Annotated in this window: 14 protein-coding genes; 12 read left to right on the top strand and 2 right to left on the bottom strand. The window is 53.8% G+C overall.

What is annotated here, in order from left to right; all coding sequences use genetic code 11:
* The first annotated feature begins 61 nt into the window (after window positions 1-61).
* The 7 genes from J3P34_RS10725 (at window position 62) to J3P34_RS10695 (ending at window position 8,278) form a co-directional block, all read left to right on the top strand.
* Window positions 62-691 carry an START domain-containing protein gene (locus J3P34_RS10725; protein ID WP_210488599.1) on the top strand — a complete coding sequence of 210 codons (630 nt, stop codon included), beginning with the start codon at window positions 62-64 and terminating at the stop codon, window positions 689-691.
* Between the two features lie 343 nt (window positions 692-1,034).
* Window positions 1,035-1,925, top strand: coding sequence for a prephenate dehydratase (locus tag J3P34_RS10720; RefSeq protein ID WP_210488597.1), 891 nt, complete (start codon window positions 1,035-1,037; stop codon window positions 1,923-1,925).
* On the top strand, window positions 1,922-3,115 hold the full coding sequence (locus J3P34_RS10715; protein ID WP_210488595.1) for a pyridoxal phosphate-dependent aminotransferase: 1,194 nt from the start codon (window positions 1,922-1,924) through the stop codon (window positions 3,113-3,115). Before J3P34_RS10720 ends, J3P34_RS10715 begins: the two co-directional genes overlap by 4 nt.
* On the top strand, window positions 3,112-4,215 hold the full coding sequence (locus tag J3P34_RS10710) for a chorismate mutase (protein WP_210488593.1): 1,104 nt from the start codon (window positions 3,112-3,114) through the stop codon (window positions 4,213-4,215). Before J3P34_RS10715 ends, J3P34_RS10710 begins: the two co-directional genes overlap by 4 nt.
* A 375-nt stretch (window positions 4,216-4,590) precedes the next feature.
* A complete protein-coding gene (locus J3P34_RS10705; protein ID WP_210488591.1) occupies window positions 4,591-6,258 on the top strand; it encodes a family 16 glycosylhydrolase in 1,668 nt (555 codons plus the stop codon).
* Window positions 6,259-6,536: 278 nt separating this feature from the next.
* Complete coding sequence (locus J3P34_RS10700; RefSeq protein ID WP_210488588.1) at window positions 6,537-7,418, top strand: phytanoyl-CoA dioxygenase family protein; 882 nt, start codon at window positions 6,537-6,539, stop codon at window positions 7,416-7,418.
* 101 nt (window positions 7,419-7,519) lie between these two features.
* The gene (locus J3P34_RS10695) at window positions 7,520-8,278 is read left to right on the top strand and encodes a DUF1835 domain-containing protein (RefSeq protein ID WP_210488586.1); all 759 of its coding nucleotides are present in this window, start codon (window positions 7,520-7,522) and stop codon (window positions 8,276-8,278) included.
* A 245-nt stretch (window positions 8,279-8,523) separates the two neighbouring features.
* On the opposite strand, the gene J3P34_RS10690 is transcribed toward J3P34_RS10695, so the two are convergent.
* Together J3P34_RS10690 and J3P34_RS10685 are read right to left on the bottom strand one after the other, a co-directional pair.
* Window positions 8,524-11,292 (bottom strand): TonB-dependent receptor, encoded by a 2,769-nt coding sequence (locus tag J3P34_RS10690; protein WP_210488584.1) that lies wholly within the window; start codon window positions 11,290-11,292, stop codon window positions 8,524-8,526.
* Between the two features lie 32 nt (window positions 11,293-11,324).
* Window positions 11,325-12,056: a GLPGLI family protein gene (locus J3P34_RS10685; RefSeq protein ID WP_210488582.1), complete on the bottom strand. Its 732-nt coding sequence runs from the start codon at window positions 12,054-12,056 to the stop codon at window positions 11,325-11,327.
* A gap of 265 nt (window positions 12,057-12,321) precedes the next feature.
* Here J3P34_RS10685 and J3P34_RS10680 point away from each other — a divergent pair, with 265 nt between their 5' ends.
* The 5 genes from J3P34_RS10680 (at window position 12,322) to J3P34_RS10660 (ending at window position 21,648) form a co-directional block, all read left to right on the top strand.
* Window positions 12,322-13,650 (top strand): PQQ-dependent sugar dehydrogenase, encoded by a 1,329-nt coding sequence (locus J3P34_RS10680; protein WP_210488580.1) that lies wholly within the window; start codon window positions 12,322-12,324, stop codon window positions 13,648-13,650.
* 120 nt (window positions 13,651-13,770) lie between these two features.
* Window positions 13,771-14,766 carry an alpha/beta fold hydrolase gene (locus J3P34_RS10675; RefSeq protein WP_210488578.1) on the top strand — a complete coding sequence of 332 codons (996 nt, stop codon included), beginning with the start codon at window positions 13,771-13,773 and terminating at the stop codon, window positions 14,764-14,766.
* A gap of 143 nt (window positions 14,767-14,909) precedes the next feature.
* Complete coding sequence (locus J3P34_RS10670) at window positions 14,910-17,795, top strand: outer membrane beta-barrel protein (protein WP_210488576.1); 2,886 nt, start codon at window positions 14,910-14,912, stop codon at window positions 17,793-17,795.
* A gap of 123 nt (window positions 17,796-17,918) precedes the next feature.
* Window positions 17,919-18,413, top strand: coding sequence for an SRPBCC family protein (locus J3P34_RS10665; RefSeq protein ID WP_210488574.1), 495 nt, complete (start codon window positions 17,919-17,921; stop codon window positions 18,411-18,413).
* A gap of 292 nt (window positions 18,414-18,705) precedes the next feature.
* Window positions 18,706-21,648: an FAD-binding and (Fe-S)-binding domain-containing protein gene (locus J3P34_RS10660; RefSeq protein ID WP_210488572.1), complete on the top strand. Its 2,943-nt coding sequence runs from the start codon at window positions 18,706-18,708 to the stop codon at window positions 21,646-21,648.
* The last annotated feature ends 67 nt before the right edge of the window (window positions 21,649-21,715 follow it).

Below are 21,715 nucleotides of genomic sequence, written 5' to 3'. Positions count from 1 at the left end.
AACCCAGGCACACCTCGGCATTTCTTTTGCAGGTGACCTGGAAGAGAGAAGCGCATTATAGATGAAGAAAAGAATTATTCTCCTGGGCCTGGCACTGGGGTTATTGGGCGGTACTCCCCTCTTTGCCCAAGCCAACTGGGAACTGCAGAAAAACGAGGATGGCATTGAAGTGTACACCCGTCAGGTACCGGATAACAACTTTAAAGAAATAAGGGTAGTATGCGAAGTGCCCGGAACGGCGGCCCAACTGGTAAGTTTGCTCAAAGATGTGGAGCACCATTCAGATTGGGTATACCTGAACCGGAAGACCGCCCTGTTGAAACGCAAAAGCGAGAACCGACTGGTCTACTACACTGAGGCCGACATGCCCTGGCCGCTTACCGACCGTGACATGGTGGTGGAAGCGGCCTTCTCCCCGGTCAAAAACAACCAGGCCCACGTGGAGGTGAAAAGCGTCAATGACTTCCTGCCTAAAAAGAAAGAATTCATCCGGATTCCTTCTTCCCTGGCGGTGTGGGAGATTACTCCGGGCAGCAATGGTCATATTAAGGTGAACTATACCTTTAAGGTAAATCCCGGCGGCTCTGTGCCGGCCTGGCTTGTGAATACCACCGTAGCCATTGGCCCGCTTAAAACTTTCCAGAGGCTCAGGAAGACTTTGGCCCAAAGAGCGCTGGCGCAGAAAAATTAACCTTTTGGAAAGGAAGTTATTTCAAGCCTGTTTTTGAGAAATGAAGCTTAAAAGGAGTTTTGGGCTAAGAAACTACTAACGACTGTTTGCTTATACCGTTAATTTCTCAAACTAACAAGCGTTTTTGTGAAAGTTTTTAATCTTTTTCACCAAAATATTTGGAAGTGATTAGAGGAGGCTGTATGTTTGAGCATCCTTACAGCAAGACAATGATTCAGCGCAATTCTTACTTTTACGGTTTTTACTTTTTTGGACCTCAGCCGGGGCTCAACAGGTAAGACTTTGCGTTAAGATACAATAAGAAAAACCTCAGAGCCCCGCCTAAAGCGGGGCTTTTTTCATTATGAACAGAGCCATAAAAATCGCCATCCAAGGAGGCCCCTCCTCTTTCCACGAAACCGCCGCCAAGCAGCTTTTCCCGGCGGCCCACCTCCACATGGTTTCCTGCGCCTCCTTCCCGGAGTTATGCGAAACCCTGGAATCTGGTTTGGTGGATTTTGCCGTGATGGCCGTGCAGAACTCCCTGGCGGGTCCGCTGTTGCCCAACTACGGCATGATGGACCAGTATGGCCTTTCTGTGCTGGCAGAACGTTGGCTTCTGTTAGATCAAACCCTGATGGCGTTGCCGGGCCAGAAACTGGAAGATATCCAGGAGATCTGGTCCCACCCCATCGCCCTGCTGCAGTGCTGCGACTACATCAACAGCCTGGCTGGCATCAAAACAAAAGAAACCTCTGACACCGCCGACACAGCCCGCATTTTGCAGGAAGGCAAAATCACCGGGGTGGCTGCCATTGCCAGCCGCAAAGCCGCCGAGTTGTACGGCCTGGAGGTACTACACCAAAACGTAGCCAATGACGTGGAGAACTACACCCGCTTTGTGGTGCTCTCCCGCGAGAAATCTACGGCTGAAGGAAACAAAGCCACCGTGATCCTGTCGGCGGCCGAGGTAAAAGCATCCATGGACACTATCCTGGAAAAAGTGGAAAACGGCCTGGAACTAACCATGCTGCAGCCGCTTCCTTTAGAGAACCCTGGTCAACGGGAGCATTGGGTTCTGGAACTGGAGGGCCAACTGTCCCAAGAAATCTCTCAGGCCCTGGAAGCGCTTACTGTGGTAGCTCCCAACCTGAACGTGATTGGCCAATATCCGAAGGCTGAGGCGCCGCTTCCGCAGGACCGTTTAGCAGGCTGTCTTTCTCCTATTGTAAAGGCCCAAATCGAATTAGTATGATTATCTCCAGCGCCAACCGACTACAGCATGTGCAGGAGTACTACTTCTCGCGCAAACTGGCCGAAGTACGGGCTCTTAACGCCCAGGGCCGCAACATCATCAACCTGGGCATCGGCGACCCAGACATGGCTCCTTCTGAGGACACCATTCAGGCGCTGGTAGAAACCAGCCACAAGCCCGGCGTGCATGGCTACCAGCCTTACAACTCCATCGCACCGCTTCGGCAGGCCATTGCGGGCTGGTACGGGCGCACTTACAACGTGGACCTGGACCCTGAGACGGAAGTGTTGCCGCTTATGGGCTCCAAAGAAGGGATTTTCCACGTGTCCATGGCGTTCCTGAACCCCGGCGACAAAGTGCTGGTGCCTAATCCTGGTTATCCGGCCTATGCCGCGGCCGCCAAACTGGTAGGTGCTGAACCAGTCTTCTATTCTTTAAAGGAAGAGAACGGCTGGCTCCCCCAGGAAGAGGAACTGGAGCAGTTGCTGGCCGGAGGAGACATCAACCTCATGTGGGTGAATTATCCGCACATGCCCACCGGCGCCGAGGCTACCGCCGAGGTTCTGGAGAACCTGGTGCAACTGGCCCTCAAACACAGATTCCTGCTGGCCAACGACAACCCCTACAGCCTGGTGCTGCCCAATGAAAAGCCATTAAGCTTGTTGTCTTTGCCCAACGCCAAAGAATGCTGCCTGGAGTTCAACTCCCTGAGCAAATCGCATAACATGGCTGGTTGGCGCGTAGGCATGGTGCTGGGCCGCCAGGACTATCTCCAGTGCGTGCTGCGCGTGAAAAGCAACCTTGACTCCGGCATGTTTCTGCCGGTCCAGCACGCTGCCATCCAGGCATTGTCTAACCCAGATGCCTGGCACGAAGCCCGCAACGCGGTGTATGCCCAGCGCCGGCAGAAAGTTTATGAACTGTTGGAACTCCTGGGGTGTTCCTACGAGAAAAATGCGGTAGGCATGTTTGTCTGGGCCCGGGTACCCGACCAAGTGATCAACGTGGAAGCCTTTTTAGACGAAATACTCTACGAAGCCGGGGTCTTTCTTACCCCGGGAAAAATATTCGGGACGCAGGGTGAGCGTTATCTCAGGATTTCCCTCTGCCTCCCCGAAACCAAGATTGAAGAAGCAACAAACAGAATTTCAAAACACTTAACCTCGGCCAAAACCGAAATCTCCTTATGAGTACGAAGCACCTAAACCTGTCGCCTAAAACCATCTTCAAACGGGCCGATGGACAACCCTTGATTATTGCCGGTCCTTGCAGCGCCGAAAGCGAAGAGCAGATGTTGGCCACCGCCCGCGGTTTGCAGGTCGTGCCGGAAGTAACCATTTTCCGCGCCGGCATCTGGAAACCGCGTACCCGTCCGGGAGCTTTTGAGGGAATTGGCAAAGTAGGTTTGAAATGGCTGAAGACCGTGAAGGAAGAAACCGGCCTTCTGACTGCCTGCGAGGTAGCCACCGCTGAGCACGTGAACGATGCCCTGAAACAAGGCGTGGATGTGCTGTGGGTAGGTGCCCGTACCACGGTGAACCCTTTCTCAGTACAGGAGATTGCCGATGCGCTGGAAGGCGTGGACGTGCCGGTACTGGTGAAAAACCCGGTAAACCCAGACCTACAGTTGTGGTTGGGTGCCCTGGAGCGCCTGAACCGGGCCGGCATCACAGATCTGGCGGCTATTCACCGGGGCTTCTCGGCCTTTGATAGCCGTCCGTACCGCAACCACCCCAAGTGGAACATGGCCTACGAGTTCAAGAAACTACTGCCTGAGATTCCTTTGATCTGCGACCCAAGCCACATTGCCGGTAAGCGTTCCTTGCTCCAGCAAATCAGCCAGGAGGCCCTTAACCTGCAGGTAGACGGCCTCATGATTGAAACCCACTGCAACCCAGACGTGGCCCTGAGCGATGCCGCCCAGCAGGTAACCCCTGAAGGTTTGAAAGACCTGTTGGCTTCCCTGGTAGTAGAGCGCGTGGTTTCTTCTGCCACCCAGAACGAGGAAGAACTGAGCGAACTCCGTAACCTTATTGACTACCTGGACAACGAGCTGATCAACGTACTTGCCCGCCGCTCGGCGGTAGCCAAGCAGATTGGTTTGCTCAAGAAAGAAAACAAGATGAACCTGCTGCAAACCGGCCGTTGGGAACAGGTGATGGAGCACCGCCTCAAGGCCGCTGCCCGCGAAGGCTTAGAAGAAGTATTTGTGAAAGCCATCTTCCAGGAAATCCACCAGCACTCCCTGCACGTGCAGGCCGCCTCTGAGCCCACCAAAGTTGTTTTATAAGAAGTGATTTAAAGCCGTTTTTCAGAAAAAGGCCTTAAAACCATAAACAGAAAACCCTGGCCTTTTCAGACCGGGGTTTTCTGTTTATGGGCTAAAAACGGAGATGGGGAGCAGACTTTATTGAAAATAGTCCAACCATCTACTGGGAAACAGGGCTTCCATCTGATATGTCCGCTATGGCTTACAGGTAACCCTAAAGGCATGGTCTGTAAACAAGAAAGACCCTGATGTAGAAATGTTGTAGTAGTCTCTTTACCCTGATGTAGTATTGTAGTAGGGCAATTTGAGCCTGAAAATCAGGAGAAGAGTACTTTTGGAAGTGAAGACGGCAATAAAAGGTGCCCTTATCCCCCATTCACTCCAAATTTCTACTGCATGATCCACCATTACTATGCCTTTCTTTTCAAAAGCAAATCCTTAAAGAAAACGATTGGTTCTTTGGGGTTGCTACTGGCCCTGTCTCCTTCAGGGCAGGCCCAAACTGTGGTCTGGGAAGAGAACTTTGACGGACCTACCATTAATACCAATAACTGGACTTTTGAGGTGGGAGACGGCTGCAACCGGAATCTCTGCGGCTGGGGCAACGCCGAGTTGCAGTATTACACAGACCGTCCGGAAAACGCGCGCATAGAAAACGGGAACCTGGTCATAGAAGCTCGCCGCGAAGCATTCCAGACCCGCCAGTTCACCTCGGCCCGCCTCAAAACCGAAGGCAAGGTGCAGTTCAAATACGGCACGGTGGAAGCCCGCATCAAAGTCCCCGATCTGCAGAACGGCCTTTGGCCCGCTCTCTGGACTTTAGGCACTGTGGGGGGCGTGTGGCCAGCCATCGGGGAGATAGATATTCTGGAGATGGGTATCAGGGAAGCGATTCAGGCTGGGCTCACCAACAGGCGCGTAGGGGCCGCTGTGCACTGGGAGCACAACAACAGCCAGGCAGATTACGGCACCCACTATGACACCCCGGCTAACTTGAACAACGATTACCACACCTACAAAATGGTCTGGACAAGCCAGTTCATCCGGATTTACGTGGACAACCATGAGTTCTTCGCCTTCAATACCGCCGGGGCCGCTGGCAGTGATTTGGAGGAATTCCACAACCCACATTTCCTGGTATTGAACCTGGCCGTGGGCGGCAATTACCCCGGCATTACCAATCCATCAGGCATCACGGCTCCTTTGCCGGCCAAGATGTACGTGGACTATATCAAACTATACCAGAACGCCGGGGATGACATCTCCACCGGTCAGGAACCCATCTCCGCCGCCGGCAATTACGGTATCTACACCGAGACCACGCAAACCTTATCCAAACTCAGCTACACGAACGACGCCAACCTCTACCTATGGGAAGGAACGCTCTCCCAAATCACTGTACCGGCACCCGTTTCCTTTGAGGGCACTGAGGTCATCGCCGTGAAGGAGACAGGAGGCAAAGGTTGGTACGGCTTCGGGATTGCGAACAAGCCCAAAAACCTATCGGCGTTTGCCGCCAACGGCTCACTAAGATTCCATATGAAAACCACTGCCCCCGGCACGCTCAAGGTGGGCATAAAGAGCGGCGAGGTGGAGAGTTGGGTGAACATCCCAGAGACCGGTGATCAATTCGGGTTGGTGCGCGACGGCAACTGGCACCAGGTTTCCATTCCATTGTCCAGGTTCATGACGGTAAGCGGCTTTAACCTCAACAACGTGAACCAATCGTTCATGGTGGCCTCCGTGACGCCTCCACCCGCCGGCGCCGAGTTATTCTTTGACAACATCTATTACAACCCCGGCCCCTTGGGCGTGAAAGAAGACGCCGAACTGAAAGCCAGCGTGCGCCTATACCCGAATCCTACCTCCAGTGAGCTCCGTTTCTCAGCTTCTAAAAACCTGGACGGCAACACCCTTGTGATCATGGACCTGGCCGGGCGCGAGGTGATGAAAACCAGGGTAAAAGGAAACAAAGTCAACGTACAGGCTTTACCGGCCGGACTCTACATGCTTACCCTGGAGCATAACGGCAAGGTCACTTATAAGCGATTCATCAAAAATTAAATACTGGAAATAAATAGAATCATAGGAAAAAAATAGGATTAGGTAAAAAGGAGGCTCCCTGTGGGAGTCTTCTTTTTTTATGCCCTTTCTATGTCTGTTTTCCAAAAATTGGCCTAAAAATGAATGTACCCTGCCTTGGCTTTGCCCTTCTCCTGGTGGTTGAACACGACGGATTTTGATGACTGGCCCTACCTTTTTGCCCGAAACAAAACCCCTACCCGCTCGTTCTAAATATTTCATCATAAGCCTTCAACAGTTGCAGGAAAAAGCGGAGAGATATGGAAAACAGTTGGCAAGAACATCACCAGGGTACCACTGCTACCCTGAGCACGCAGGAAAGCAAGACACCTGCCTACGATATAGCCCAGATCATGGGCGGCCTTTACGGCGAGGGAATCATCGGTCTTAAAGGCGCTTTCAGCCGGGAATGGGTGCAGCAACTGCACCAGGACGTTCTGGCGCTCTACGAAGATGCCCTCCAAAGACCTGGCGGGGCGGTGGGCCGAGGTCCCAAGCGGCACTACGTGGAGATCCACCCCGAAAACATCAGCGGCTTCATTGACCTGGTCACGCACCCTTGGGTAACCACCGTGTGCGAGGCCGTGCTGGGGCCAGATTACAAGATTGTGGAGATAGGGTTTGACGTGCCTAACCCCGGGGCGGTAAACCAACCCTGGCACCGCGACTTCCCCGCCCCCGAAGACACCATCATAGGTCGCCGCCTCAATTCCCTGGCATTTAACCTCACTACCGTGGATGTGTTTGAAGACATGGGTCCGTTTGAGATTGCGCCCGGTACCCAGTGGGACTTACCCGATGGCTTTGAGCACGGCATGTTCCCTCCCAAATCTCTGTATCCGCGCTACGAGGCCCGGGCCCAGCGTAAAATGCCGCAGATGGGCGACATCTCGGCCCGCTCAGCGCTCACCATTCACCGGGGCACCGGCAACGGATCAGACAAGGCCCGTCCGGCGCTGGTGCTGGGGGTAGACGCGCCCGGTGGCATCAACGCCGAGCGCCACGACCTGCAGGTTTCCAGGGCCTTTTTTGAAAAACTCCCGGAAAGCGTGCGCCAGCACCTCACCTACCGGTTGGTAGATACCTTAGAACCCATTGTGCAGGCCCACACCATTGAAGGGCTCATGATGGGCGAAGCCTAAGCGCATCATAAACATGAAATAACTAGTTCAAAAAGGTCATTGTTCTTTCACCAAAGGGCAATGACCTTTTTGCTTCCGGGCTAAAAATGTTAAGTTAAAACATGGTTTACCACATCTTAAATGGCGATGCGCTAACCGACCGCTTTAAGGCCATGGGTTTAAGCGGGCAGATGGTAGTAACCCGGGAATGCCTGGTGGAAGGTGACCTATCCGGTGACACCTTGCCGGAGTTTTTCAAAACCCGGGCGCGCTATCTCAGCGCTGCTTACCAGGCTCCTGAGGAGGAATACGCCACCGCCGTAGTAGCCGAAATGAACCGCTTGCTCTCCTCCCAAGACAACTCAGAATTCAACCTGTGGTTTGGCTATGACCTTTTCTGCCGGGCCAACCTATGGTTCATTTTGTCTTTGCTTTATGATTTGCCCGGAAGGAAAGAGGTAAATGTCGTCTACCCGGCCCATCTGGATGAACAGGAAGTATGGCAGGATTTCGGAGGGGCCACCGTCCAGGACTTGCTTTTTTGCTTTGAGCACCGGATAAAATTGGAAGAGGAAGTCCTCACCTTAAGCAAGGAACTGTGGACTGCTTTCAAACAGAATGATTTAGAAAAGCTTGGAAAACTTTCCGCTAAGTCCTCCCCAGCTTTCCCCTATCTGCGGGAAGTATGCCAGGCCCATTTAGACCGTTTTCCAAAAAGCGGAGAAGAGCCCAGGCCGGAGCGGACAATCAAGGAAATCATCCAAAGTTCAGACTCAGACTTCCCCTCCGTTTTCCGGGCGTTTTCAGAAAAAGAGGGCATTTACGGCTTCGGAGATTCGCAGGTGAAAAGGATTTATGATAAAGTGGTGCAAGCGGGCTGAATCAGGTTTAACCATCAAGTTAAATTCTGGACCTGTTTAGTAAGTAGAAACAGAATTGCTGTCTGAAAGGATAAATACGTCGTTACATTGTAACGTCGCTACAGGAGAATGTAGCGTCGTTACACCGTAACGACGTCATCCGTAAGGATGAAAGGGCGCTGCCTTCCCTTTAGCAAGGCCCCAAAAAATCGTCCGGTAGATATCCTGCCGGGCGATTTGCTTTTAACGATTTGAAGAATGCATAACTATCGTATAATCCGGATGCCGCCGCGGCCGGCCATTGGGTTCATGTGCTTGTTGAGGCTGTAGGTGAACTGTAGCATGAAGTAGCGGCCCAGGGAATTCAAAGTCTCGGTCTGCACGTAGTTGGGGCCGGTGGTCTGTGAGATGCCCAGGTTCTGGTCCAACATATTCACGGCTGTGAGGCGCAGTTCGCCGCTGTTGTTCTTGAGAAACTGCTTGGCTACAGAAGCGTTGAGCAGTGGAATATTCTGCCGGAAACCCAGTTGCGGGTTGTGGTACACCAGGTACTCCAGGGTGGAATTCAGGTGGAACTGCTTAGGTAGGTACACGTTGGTCTCGCCGGTGTAGGTCTGGTTCACAAAGCGCTGGTCCTGGCTGCCCTCAGAACTGTAATCAGTAGTTTGCAGGCTCAGGTCGGCGCGCAGGCTCAGGTCAAACTTCTGGTCCAGGCGGTACTCGTAGCGCAGGTTGCCCGAGAAGGTGCGGTTGTCCACGGTAGTGGGTATTTCGTCGATGAGGTTAAGGCCCTGCTGCTCCTGTACACTCACCCCCGCGTTGAGGCGGCTTTTAAGCTTGCGCAGCGGGTACCCCAGGCTCAGGTTCAGGTTAGACATGCGGCTGTATTTCACGTTCACCGGCTGCGTGGTGCGCACCAGGTTCTGGTCATACCGCACTGAATTGGTGATGGCATCGGTGGTGTAGTCCAGGAGCCCGAAGGCGAAGAAGCTGATCATGGAAGCGGGGTTGAACATACTGAAATTAACCCGCAGCTGGTGCTGGTAAGCCGGACGAAGCCCAGGGTTCCCCACGTACACGTTCAGCAGGTTGCTGCTGTCTGGCAACGGTTGCAGCTGGCGCACGCTGGGCTCCTGGATAGACGTTTCGTAATCTACTTCCACCCGGCGGTTGTTGCTGAACTCATAGTTGAAGCGCGCGGTGGGCAGCACGTTGGTGAAAGTCTTGCGCACCGGCATGTTCTCTTTCTGGCGCACGTAGCCAAACAACTCTGAGCGCTGGAACCCAGGCCCGATGGCAAGGCTGAAGGCATTGCGGTTAATGCGGAAATTGACTGCCGCCCGGTGGTACCGGAAATCGCTGTTGTAGAGGTTACTCTGGCTTTGGTTTAAAACCCGCTCCCCTTCCTGCAGGTCATACACCTGCTGGTCAGACTCGTTGTGGCTCTGGTTGAAAAGGTAAGAAGCTTCCAGGTAGCGGCGGTTACCCAGCGGCTCGGTGGCGTTCAAATTACCGCTGTAGCTATAGGTATTGGTTTCATTCACCCGGAACTGGTTTATTTCCTGCCGGGGCTGGCTGGCGTACTCGTTCACGCCGGTGAGACGATTCTCATTGTCAGCGTTGTTCAGCCTGGCTTGGGTGGTGAGCGAAAGCGTGCGGCCTTTTTTGGGGAATTTATGCCGCAGCAGCAGGCTGGCGTCCAGGTTCTGCCCCTCGCCGCTGGCGTTGCTTCTGCTGTCGCTGCGGTTCTGGAACTGCCCTTCCCCGGTTCTGGTCTCACTCAGAGAGTTGCCAAATGCCTTTGTCTGGTTCATGCCCAGGGAGGTGGTGAACTTCACTGAGTTGGCTGAATCTATTTTATGGTCAATAGCCAGGTTCAGACGATGGTTTGTGTGGGTATTTTCCTGGCTTCCGGTCTGGGTGAACTCCAGCGGACCAGTGGTGCGCACCTCGTCCCGGTCAATGGTACTGCGTACGTCATGGTTCAGGTGGTTGAAGAAGTAATTGCCGTTCACCTCGGTGTTCTTGCCCAAGGGTTGTGCAAAGTTGAGTCCGCCGCCGTAGGTGCGCATCAGGCCGTTCGTGCGGCCGCCGTTGTTCAGCGGAATCCCGGAGTTGCCGCCAATCTCAATCCTGAACCGCCCGCCAGAAACCATTTGCTGCATGCCGCCCGAGAAAGCCAGGTACTCGTCAATCCCGAAACCTTGAGTGTTCACGTTGTTGCCCATACCCAGCACCGAGAACTGCTTTCCTTTCTGGAACCGGTTCAGGTTATACTTGCTCTGGAAACGGCTCCTGGTGCCTACGCCCGCCATGGCATTCCCAAACATGCTGTTCTTGCGGTCTTCCTTCAGTTCTAAATTGATGGTTTTGGTGCGCTGCCCGTCGTCAATGCCGGAGAACTCAGATTGGTCAGATTTCTTGTCGTAGACCTGCACCTTGTTCACCGCATCGGCGGGCAGGTTCTTGGTGGCGATCTTAGGGTCGTTCCCGAAGAACTCTTTCCCGTCTACCGTCACACGTTTCACTTTCTCGCCCTGCACCGAGACAGAACCATCGGTCTCCACCTGCACCCCGGGCAGTTTCTTCAGGAGGTCCTCCACGGCCGCGTTTGGTTGCGTCTTGAAAGAGCCGGCGTTGAACTCCAGGGTATCTTTCTTGATGGTCACCGGGTCCTGCTCGCCTTTTACCAGCACCTCGCCCAGTTCATTGGTCGCTGGCTTCAGTTTAATGGTACCCACCTCCAATAGTCCTGCGGCTTCCGGGGTCTCAATGGTCTGGTAGAAAGGCTTGTAACTCACGAAGGAGATTTTAAGCAGGTAAGTGCCTTTGTTCACGTTTTTAAACTCAAAAGCGCCCTGGGCATCGGTGGAGGTAAAGGAAACGAGGGTGGAATCCTTGGGCTGCAAAAGCAGGACCGTGGTAGAAGGCAATGGGCTGTCTTTTTCGTCCAGGACTTTCCCTTTGATAGAAATCTTTTGGGCAAAGGCTACCTGGCCTACCAAAAGGAAGGCAAAAAGTAAAAGTTCTTTCATACAGAATAAGACTGGGTTGGGTTAGCGGGTGCTTAGTTCCGGATGATCATATTGCCGCCGTTCTGGCGCATGCGCTCTATCTGTTCATTCATCAGCGCCTGGAATTGTTTCTCAGAGATCCTTTCTCCTTTGGTGGGCTCCACCAGTTCGCCTTTTTTGAGCGGCCGCAGATCTACCTGCAGGGCTTTGATCACCCGCTCTCCTTCGTTGATGTCTACCTCCAGCACGGCACCCGGCAGTGAGGCATAGGAATCTGGCCCCAGGAAAGGCCGCAGTTTGTCGGTGTACCAGGCCACTACGGTCTGTTTCCGTTTCTCATCAAAGTATGAGGCTTGTTTACAGGGGTAGCCGGCTACGGTTTTGGTTCCTTCGCCAAATTTCCAGGGCAGCATGGTCAGGCTGTCCTGTACCAGGTACTTTTTGCCATTGAAATCGCGAAGCGAAACCCTTTTAGACTGAGTTGGTTTGAGGTACAGCTCCCAGAAGGCATTCCGTTCCCTGAACATCACCCCGCCTGAGCCAGCGGTGGCCTCCTCTTCTTCATCTACCAGGCGCTTGTACAAAGAAGCCTCGGGGTTGAAGTACAGGGCCTGCTTGTTCACGTTGTATTCGGGAATCATGCTTTTCATGGCTTCCCGCTCTTTGCTGAGCATACGGTGCATGTTCATTTTCACTTCGTACACAATCACCCCTTCCTGCCCAAAGGCCAGGGAAAAAGTGCACAGTAAAGCCAGCAGACTGAGGGTGAATTTCAGGGTTTTCATAGGTAGGTTGTTTTTTGGTAAAGATAGTAGAGTGCTATATGCCAAGGTGTTAAGGCCTGCCTAATGAAAAGTTAAAGTATTGTTAAAGATGCCCCGCCATCCTTATCTGTCATTTGCGCATAACATGGCACCAGGTGATTTGAAGCTACTTTCCCAAAAACGCACCCAAAACAAAGCTTGATACTCACCAGAAAAACCAGCGTTCAACTTCTCTCCTCGTCTGCGTATATACTTGTAATAAATACGTACCAATCCCCTTCTTAACATGAAAATAATACGGATTCCGGCAGCTTGCCTCCTCTTAGGAAGCCTCTTATTCGCCTGCAATTCCCCATCCAAAGAAGAAAAAGCCAGTGACGCCGCCCAGGCGCAAACAGCCCCAACCACTGCGGGAGAGCCCCTGCCCCAACCCTATGCCACCGAATCGGTGAAGAACTACAGCAAGGTGATTGGCTGGCCCGCTGATAAAACGCCGGTGGCGCCCGCGGCCTTTACGGTAACCAAATTCGCCGATGGCCTGCGCAATCCGCGCTGGATCTACGTGGGCCCCAACGGCGACATCTTTGTGTCTGAAGCAGAGACGGACAAAAAAGGCGCCGAGAAAATTGCCGCCAAGGTAACCGGGCAGGCCATGTCCCAGAACATGGGTAAAAGTGCAAACCGGATCACTCTTTTCCGGGATACGAACCAGGACGGGGTGCCCGAGGAGCGGTACACTTTCCTGCAAAGGCAGAACCAGCCCTTCGGGATGCTGGTGCTCAACAATTACTTTTATGTGGCCAACACCGATGCCCTTTGGCGTTTCCCTTATCAACCCGGCCAAACTAAGATCACCGGCAAAGGCGAGAAGATCCTGGAACTGCCCGCCGGTGGCTATAACAACCACTGGACCCGCAACCTTTTAGCGCACCCCAATGGCTCCAAAATCTACATCGCGGTAGGGTCTGGCTCCAATAACGGTGAGAACGGCATGGAAAACGAGGTAAGGCGCGCCAGCATCCTGGAGATAAACCCCGACGGATCTGGGGAGCGGGTATTCGCCAGCGGCCTGCGCAACCCGGTGGGCATTGACTGGGCGCCGGGCTCCAACACCCTGTGGGCTGCCGTGAACGAGCGCGATGAGCTAGGCGATGAACTGGTCCCCGATTACCTTACCAGCGTGAAAGAAGGCGGTTTTTACGGCTGGCCTTACGCTTATTTCGGGCAGAACGAAGATCCCCGCATGAAAGGCCAGCGCCCCGACTTGGTGAAGAAAACCCTGGTGCCCGAGGTACAACTGGGCGCGCACACCGCCTCTTTGGGTCTGGCCTTTTACAAGAAATCTGCTTTTCCGGGTAAATACCGGGGCGGCGCGTTTGTGGCCCAGCACGGTTCCTGGAACCGCTCTGACCTGGTGGGGTATAAAGTGGTTTTTGTCCCTTTCCAGAACGGAAAACCCAGCGGCCCGCCCGAAGATTTCCTGACCGGTTTCATTGCTGATTCCGCGAAAAGCGAGGTATATGGCCGCCCAGTGGGCCTAGCCGTACTTCCGGATGGCTCCCTGCTGGTCGCTGATGACTCCAGCAATACCCTCTGGCGGGTGGCGACCAAATAACCAGCAATGGTTGATATTCTATTTTTCTTCCAGGGAGCCGTGGGCGTTTAGGGCCTCATTTCGTAAAACAATGTTCTAAACTGTTTTGCGTTTTCCCTGCATCTAGCCATCAGATTGAACATGAAATCCCTCAGAATACTATTCATTGCCTTCTTCCTCTCCAGTGCCTTTGCCGCACACGCCCAGGTGCAACCCCTGGATGCTGAACTCACTAATTACCCGTACCCGTTTCCGGTGGCTTTCCACCCGGTGAAGGTGCAGCAGCAGGCTTTTAAGATGGCGTACATGGATGTGAAACCCCAGAAAGCCAACGGAAAGACGGTGCTGTTGCTGCACGGCAAGAACTTCAACGGCGCCTATTGGGAGCAAACCGCCCGCGACCTGTCCAGGAACGGGTACCGCGTGATCATCCCGGACCAGATAGGGTTTGGGAAATCGTCTAAGCCGCAGAACATCCAGTACTCCTTCCAGATGCTGGCGCAGAACACCAAGGGTTTGCTGGATACTTTAGGGGTGCAGAAGGTTACCGTGCTGGGCCACTCCATGGGCGGCATGCTGGCCACCCGTTTTGCGCTCATGTTCCCTGAAACAGCCGAAAAACTGGTGCTGGAAAACCCCATCGGGTTGGAGGACTGGAAGCGCTGGGTACCGTATCAGACCGTAGAGAAATGGTATGCCGGCGAGTTGAAGCAGACGCAGGAAAGCATCAGGAAATACCAGCTGGACAACTATTATGGCGGCCAATGGAAACCTGAGTACGACAAATGGGTGAACCTGCTGGCCGGCTGGACCACCGGACCCGATTACCCCAAAGTAGCCTGGAACGCCGCCCTCACCTATGACATGATCTTCACGCAGCCGGTGGTCTATGAGTTTGACCAGCTCAAGATGCCCACCCTGCTCATCATCGGGCAACGCGACCGTACCGCCCTAGGCAAAGCCAACGCGCCGGCCGCCGCCCGCGAGAAACTGGGCAACTACCCGGCCTTGGGCAAAGAAACCGCCAAAAAGATCCCTAATGCCAAACTGGTGGAACTGGACAACGTGGGGCACCTGCCGCACATTGAAGCCTACAACCGTTTCCTCCAGCCGCTGCTGGCCTTTTTGAAAGGGTAAAAAGTAGTTAGGCGCACGCTGCTGATTTAAAAACATGAAAACTGTTTAAAGGCTGATTTTGAGAAAACAGCCTTTAAACAGTTTTTTTTTGCCTGTATTAAACCAAGTCCTCTGGTAATGGTCTAAATCGAAACTATGAGGCAATGAGAAAAATACCTTTACTCTTTTTATTTCTTTTAATCTCTTATCTAGGGTACAGCCAGACTACCTCCGTGAGAGGACAGGCCGTGGGCGGCGGCTCACCCCTTATCGGGGCTACAGTGGCGCTTCTGAACGCGCAGGACTCCTCCGTCTACAAGGGCGCCGCTACCGATGTGGAAGGTCGCTTTGAAATTGCCGGTGTCCAGAACGGGCGTTTTGTGCTGAAGATCTCTTACCTGGGCTTCGGTACGTTGTACCGTTCCGTTACCGCTACGGGTGCTCCTATCCAACTGGGTACGCTTACCCTCACCTCCGGCGCCACTACCCTGCGCGAGGTGGAAGTGGTAGGTCGGGCCGCTACCGTGATCCAGAAACAAGATACCGCTGAGATGAACTCCGCGGCTTTTAAGGTAAACCGCGATGCCAACGCCGAGAACCTCATCCAGAAAATGCCGGGTATTACCATCCAGAACGGACAGGTGCAGGCCCAGGGTGAGCGCGTGCAGCGCGTGTTGGTAGACGGAAAAGAATTCTTCGGGGAAGACCCCAGCGCGGTGCTGAAAAACCTGCCCGCCGAGGTAATCTCCAAAATCCAGGTGTTTGACCGCCAGAGCGACCAGGCGCAGTTTACGGGCTTCAATGACGGAAACGAGCAGAAAACGATCAACATCGTGACCAAGCCTGAGTTCAGAACCGGCCGTTTCGGGCGCATCAGCGCGGGAGCCGGAACGGACGGACGTTACAGAATCAGCGGAAACATCAACCAGTTTGAGGGCGACCGCCGCATCTCCATTGTAGGTCTGAGCAACAACGTGAACGAGCAGAACTTCTCCTCAGAAGATCTGGTGGGCGTAGCCAGTGCCTCTAGCCGGGGCGGTGGAAACCGTGGCGGCGGCGGTGGTCCCCGTGGCGGTGGTGGCGGACCAGGCGGCGGAGGCTGGGGCGGCGGTAACAATACCGGCGATTTCCTGGTGAACTCCAATAACGGGATTGCCCGTACCAACGCCATCGGGTTGAACTACCTTGATAAATGGGGCAAGAAAGTAGACGTGCAGGGCAGCTACTTCTTCAACCACTCCAATACCGGAGCCAACTACTCCCTTTTCCGCCAGTACGGCATTGACGGCTCAGAGGAAAGCACCTACGGCCAGAACGGCAACTCAGACACTAAGAACGTGAACCACCGCGCCAACCTGCGGTTGACCTACAACATTGACTCGGCCAACTCCATCATCATCCGCCCGAGATTGAGCTTCCAGAGCAACACCGGCACCAGCTTTGACCGGGGCGCTACCCTGGCCGGATCTCCTTTCACCAGCCTGCTGAACAACTTCGGGTCTGACCTGGACGGGATGAACTTCAACAACAACATCCTCTATCGTCACAGCTTCCCTAAAAGAGGCCGTACCATCAGTTTAGACGTGACAACAGGGTACAACCAGAACAAAGGCAACAGCCAACAATATTCAGAAACTATCTCCGAGGAGAAGACTGAAATTCTTGACCAGGTTTCCACCCTGGACAACAAAGGGCTGAACCTGGGTGCTAACCTGAACTACACCGAGCCCCTGACCAAAAACACCCAACTGCAACTTACCTACACCACCAACTACAGCAACTCAGACGGCGACAAGCGTACCTATAATCGCGCTGAAAACAGTGAGGTGTATGACAACCTGCTGGCTAACCAATCCAGCACCGTAGAGAACAGAACCATGACACAGGAGTTTGGCACCGGCTGGCGCTACAACACCCGTGATTTCCAGGTGATGCTGAACGCCCGCTACCAGTTCCTGAACATGCAAACCGATCAGTTGTACCCTACTCCTATCAACCCTGAGTACAATTATCACAATGTGTTGCCGTTTGCCATGGTGCGTTACAACTTCAACCAGGACCGTAACATCAGAATCTTCTACAACGGCCGCTCCCAAACGCCAGGCGTAGACCAGTTGCAGAGTGCCATTGATAAATCCAATTCACTTGTTTGGAACCAGGGCAATCCAGGTTTAGGCCAAAGCTTCAACCATAACTTCAACATGCGGTACTCGTCTGCCAACCCTGGGAGGTCCTCTTCTTTCTTCTTTGTGCTGGGCGGCTCGACGTCCCAGAACTACATTGGTAGAAACACGATCACACCCAGAAATGCTCCTAATAGGGAGTTGATTGTGTCTCCAGGTGATACCTTGAGAGGAAACCAGCAATTGAACAGACCCGTGAACCTGAATGGACAATACTCCCTGCGTTCCTTCCTGACCTATGGTTTGCCATTGGCCTTCATTAAGTCTAACCTCAACCTGAACCTGAATGCCACCTATAACGAAACGCCAGGGCTTATAGATGGGGTAGAAAACAACACTACTACTTCCAACATGGGCGGTGGTGTGGTAGTAAGTTCCAACATCAGTGAGAACTTTGACTTCCTAGTTGCCACCAATGCCACCTATAATTATGCGAAGTACTCTCATCCGGATCGTAAAAACCAGGACAACAACTACTACAACCAGAGCAGCCAATTCAGGCTAAATTGGATTGTTTGGAAAGGCCTAAACCTCACTACTGAGCTGAATCACCAGTACAACGGCGGTTTAGCTGAGGGGATTGACCCCACGTTCATGCTTTGGAACGGCAGCATCGGGTATAAATTCCTAAAAGACCGCCAGGCCGAAATCCGGTTGTCAGCTTTTGATATTCTGGGTGAGAACACCAGCATCCAGCGGAATTTTTACAACGGGTATTTTGAAGACGTGCAGACCACCGTATTGCAGCGCTACTTCATGCTGAGCTTTAACTACAACCTGCGCATGTTTGGTGGTAGCGGTGCTCGCCCTAACAATGACATGAACCGTCCGGGTGGTGGGTACCCAGGTGGCGGAAGAGGATTTTAATTTTGTAGTATATCCCCCCAATTTGCAGAAAGCCGTTTCTGGGCCTGTTTTTAGAAGAACAGCCCGAAACGGCTTTTTTGTTATCAGGCCTTATCTTAGCGCCCTACCCTTAACCCCATTGCCATGCCCATCATTAGGTTGCAGACCCTCATCCAGGCACCCATTGATCGCTGCTTTGACCTCTCCCGCAGCATTGACCTGCACACCCTTTCTACCCAGCAGACGGATGAAAAAGCAGTGGCCGGCGTAGTGGCTGGGGTGATTGACCTGCACGAGACTGTCACCTGGGAAGCCACCCACTTTGGCGTCCGGCAGAAACTCACGAGCAGCATCACGGTACTAGAAAGGCCGCACCGGTTTGTAGACGAAATGGTAAAAGGCGCCTTTAAACGAATCTGGCACGAGCACCGCTTTGAAGCCGTTTCAGCGGAAGAAACCCACATGATAGACACCTTCGACTACACCTCACCCCTGGGTTTTCTGGGGAAATTAGCCGATGCCCTGTTTCTGGAAAACTACATGAAGCGCCTACTCCTGAAACGCAACCAGGTGATCAAGGAAGTAGCCGAATCAAACCAATGGAAAGCGCTCCTGCAGCGGGAAAAGGTTATCAAATAGAGGTGACCGGTGAAAAGCAACAAGGCTGTTTAGGGCTTGTTTAGAAGAAATCGGCCTAAAAACGGGCTGCCATTTTCCCCTTTGAAATAGTAGTTGACCCTAATTCTCTTTTTGACTTTCCCCCATCCTGCCTTACATTAGAGCTTCTCCTTTCTGACAGCGCAATATCTATCTGCCTTCTCAGGTTTTGAGATAAACGTAGGCCGTTTTCAGGAGAAAAAGAGCAAAAAAAGCATATTTATCCGGTTCCCCGGTCCCGCCCCGGCGGAGGTCTGGGAACCGCCCCATGTACATGAGCCCAGAGAAATTACTTCACCTTGCCCATAAATTAGAAGGCGAACTCCATTACGACAACACCATCCGGACGCTGTATGCCACCGATGCCTCGGCGTACCGCGAGAAACCTTTGGCGGTGGCGTTTCCGGCCTCCATCCAGGATATCAAAACCCTCATCTTGTTCGCTAAACTGGAAGGCACGTCTTTGATTCCGCGCACGGCTGGTACTTCGCTGGCAGGCCAAGTGGTGGGCAGCGGCATTGTGGTGGACGTTTCGCGCACGTTTACCCAGATTCTGGAGGTAAACCCCCAGGAGAACTGGGTGCGCGTGCAGCCCGGGGTGATTAGGGATGAGCTGAACATGTTTTTGAAGCAGCACGGCTTGTTCTACGGCCCTGAGACGTCTACGGCGAACCGCGCTATGATTGGTGGCATGGTGGGCAACAACTCCTGCGGTTCCAATTCCATCGTGTACGGCAGTGCCCGCGAGCACCTGATCAGCGTGAAAGCCATTCTGAGCGATGGCACCGAGGCTGAATTCGGGGTTTTGACGAAGGAGGAATTTGAGGCGAAATGCCGGGGCGAGAATACCTCGGGTGATCTGGAGACGCGCATTTACCAGGCCACCAAAGCCATGCTGAGCCACCCGCAGACGCAGGAGAACATTAGGGCGGAGTTTCCCAAGCCCAGCATCCAGCGCCGCAATACCGGCTACGCCATCGACCTGCTTCTGGAAACCGAACCGTTCACCGAGACCGACGAGCGCTTCAACTTCTGCAAACTCATTGCCGGTTCTGAGGGTACGCTGGCGTTTCTGACCGAGATCAAGCTGCACGTAAATCAGCTGCCGCCCAAGGAGATTGGCTTGCTGTGCGTGCACTGCCAGAGCGTGGATGAATCACTGAGGGCGAACCTGGTGGCCTTGCTGCACAACCCCAGCGCCAGCGAGTTGATGGACCATTACGTGCTGGAGTGCACCAAAACCAATATTGAGCAGAGCCAGAACCGCTTCTTTGTGCAGGGTGATCCTGGGGCCATCCTGGTGGTGGAACTCACCGATCATTCTGTAGCCAACATTGAAGCCCGGGCGAAGGCGCTTGTGCAGGACCTTCGGCAAAACAACCTGGGCTACCACTACCCACTGGTAACCGGCGCTGATACCAAAAAAGTCTGGAACCTGCGCAAAGCTGGCCTCGGGCTGCTGTCCAACATTCCCGGCGATGCCAAACCGGTGGCGGTGATTGAAGACACGGCCGTAGATGTGAACGACCTGCCCGAGTTCATCCGGGAGTTCAACCTTATTCTGGAGCAGTATGACCTGTATTGCGTGCACTACGCCCACGCCGGTACCGGGGAGCTGCACCTGCGCCCCATCATCAACCTGAAGACCGAGGAAGGCAACCAGTTGTTCCGTTCCATCGCTACGGAGATTGCCACGCTGGTGAAAAAATACCGCGGCTCCCTGAGCGGCGAGCACGGCGATGGCCGTTTGCGCGGCGAGTTCATTCCGTTCATGATTGGCGAGGAGAACTACAAACTGCTGGAGGAAGTGAAACGCGTGTGGGACCCGGGCAACATCTTCAACCCGGGCAAGATTGTGAACACGCCTTCCATGAACACCTTCCTGCGCTACGAGCCGGGCCAGAAAACACCCGAGTTTGACACCGTGTTCAAGTTCAAAGATGCGGGTGGCGTGCTGCGGGCGGCCGAGCTTTGCAACGGCTCAGGCGATTGCCGTAAAACGCACCTCACCGGCGGTACCATGTGCCCCAGCTACATGGTGACCCGCCACGAGCGCGACACCACCCGCGGCCGGGCCAACACCGTGCGCGAGTTCCTGACCCGCTCTACTAAAGCCAACCGCTTTGACCACGAGGAAATCAAAGAGGCCATGGACCTGTGCCTCTCTTGTAAAGGCTGTAAGTCTGAGTGCCCGTCTAACGTAGACGTGGCCAAGCTCAAAGCCGAGTTCCTGCAGCACTACTATGACGCCAACGGCATTCCGTTCCGTACGCGCCTGATCAGTAACTTCAACAACGCGAACAAGCTGGCCTCGTTGCTGCCGGGGGCCTACAACCTGCTGTTCAAGAACTCTTTTACCGCAAACGCCTTCAAAAAGGCGGTGGGCTTTGCACCGAAACGCTCCCTCCCGCTCCTGCACAAAACCACGCTGCGCAGTTGGTTTAAAAAGCACCAGGCCGAGAAAGTAAAAGAATGCGCCGCGCCCAAAAAGAAGGTGTACCTGTTCTGCGACGAGTTCACCAATTACAATGACACGCCCATTGGCATCAAAGCGGTGCTGCTGCTGGAGAAACTGGGCTACGAAGTGGTGCTGCCGGAGCACGAGGAAAGCGGCCGTACCTACCTGTCTAAGGGATTGGTACGCGAGGCCAAGAAATTGGCCCAGAAGAACGTGGCCATGCTGCACAAACTGGTCTCGGCGGAAACCCCGCTCATTGGCATTGAGCCCAGCTGTATCCTCTCCTTCCGCGACGAGTACCTGGACCTGGTAGACGAAGACCAGTTGGAAGACGCCAAACACATGTCCATCCACTGCCTGCAGTTTGATGAGTTCATTGCCCGCGAGATCCTGAACAAGAACATTGACCGGAACCTCTTCAAAACCGAGGCCCGCCTGATTAAACTGCACGGCCACTGCCACCAGAAGGCGCTTTCCAGCGTGCTCTACACCCAGCAGATGCTTAGCTTACCGGCCAACTACAAGGTGGAAGTGATTCCCTCGGGTTGCTGCGGTATGGCTGGCTCCTTCGGGTATGAAGCCGAGCATTACGAGGTCTCCATGAAAGTTGGCGAACTGGTGCTCTTCCCTACCGTGCGGGCTGCGGCTAATGACGTGATCATCGCCGCCCCCGGCACCAGCTGCCGCCACCAAATCCACGACGGCACCGGCCGAGACGCCCAACACCCTATTGAGGTGTTGTATGAGGCGTTGAGGTAGATAGCTATATTATAAAGGGTTGTTTTGGCAGGGGTGTTTGGTGAAATCAACCTTAAAATAAAAGTCA

It is taken from the genome of Rufibacter aurantiacus (genome assembly GCF_017916345.1).
Lineage (GTDB): Bacteria > Bacteroidota > Bacteroidia > Cytophagales > Hymenobacteraceae > Nibribacter > Nibribacter roseolus.
Note: the sequence above shows the minus strand (reverse complement) of the source record. Positions and strands in the feature narration are given on the sequence as shown.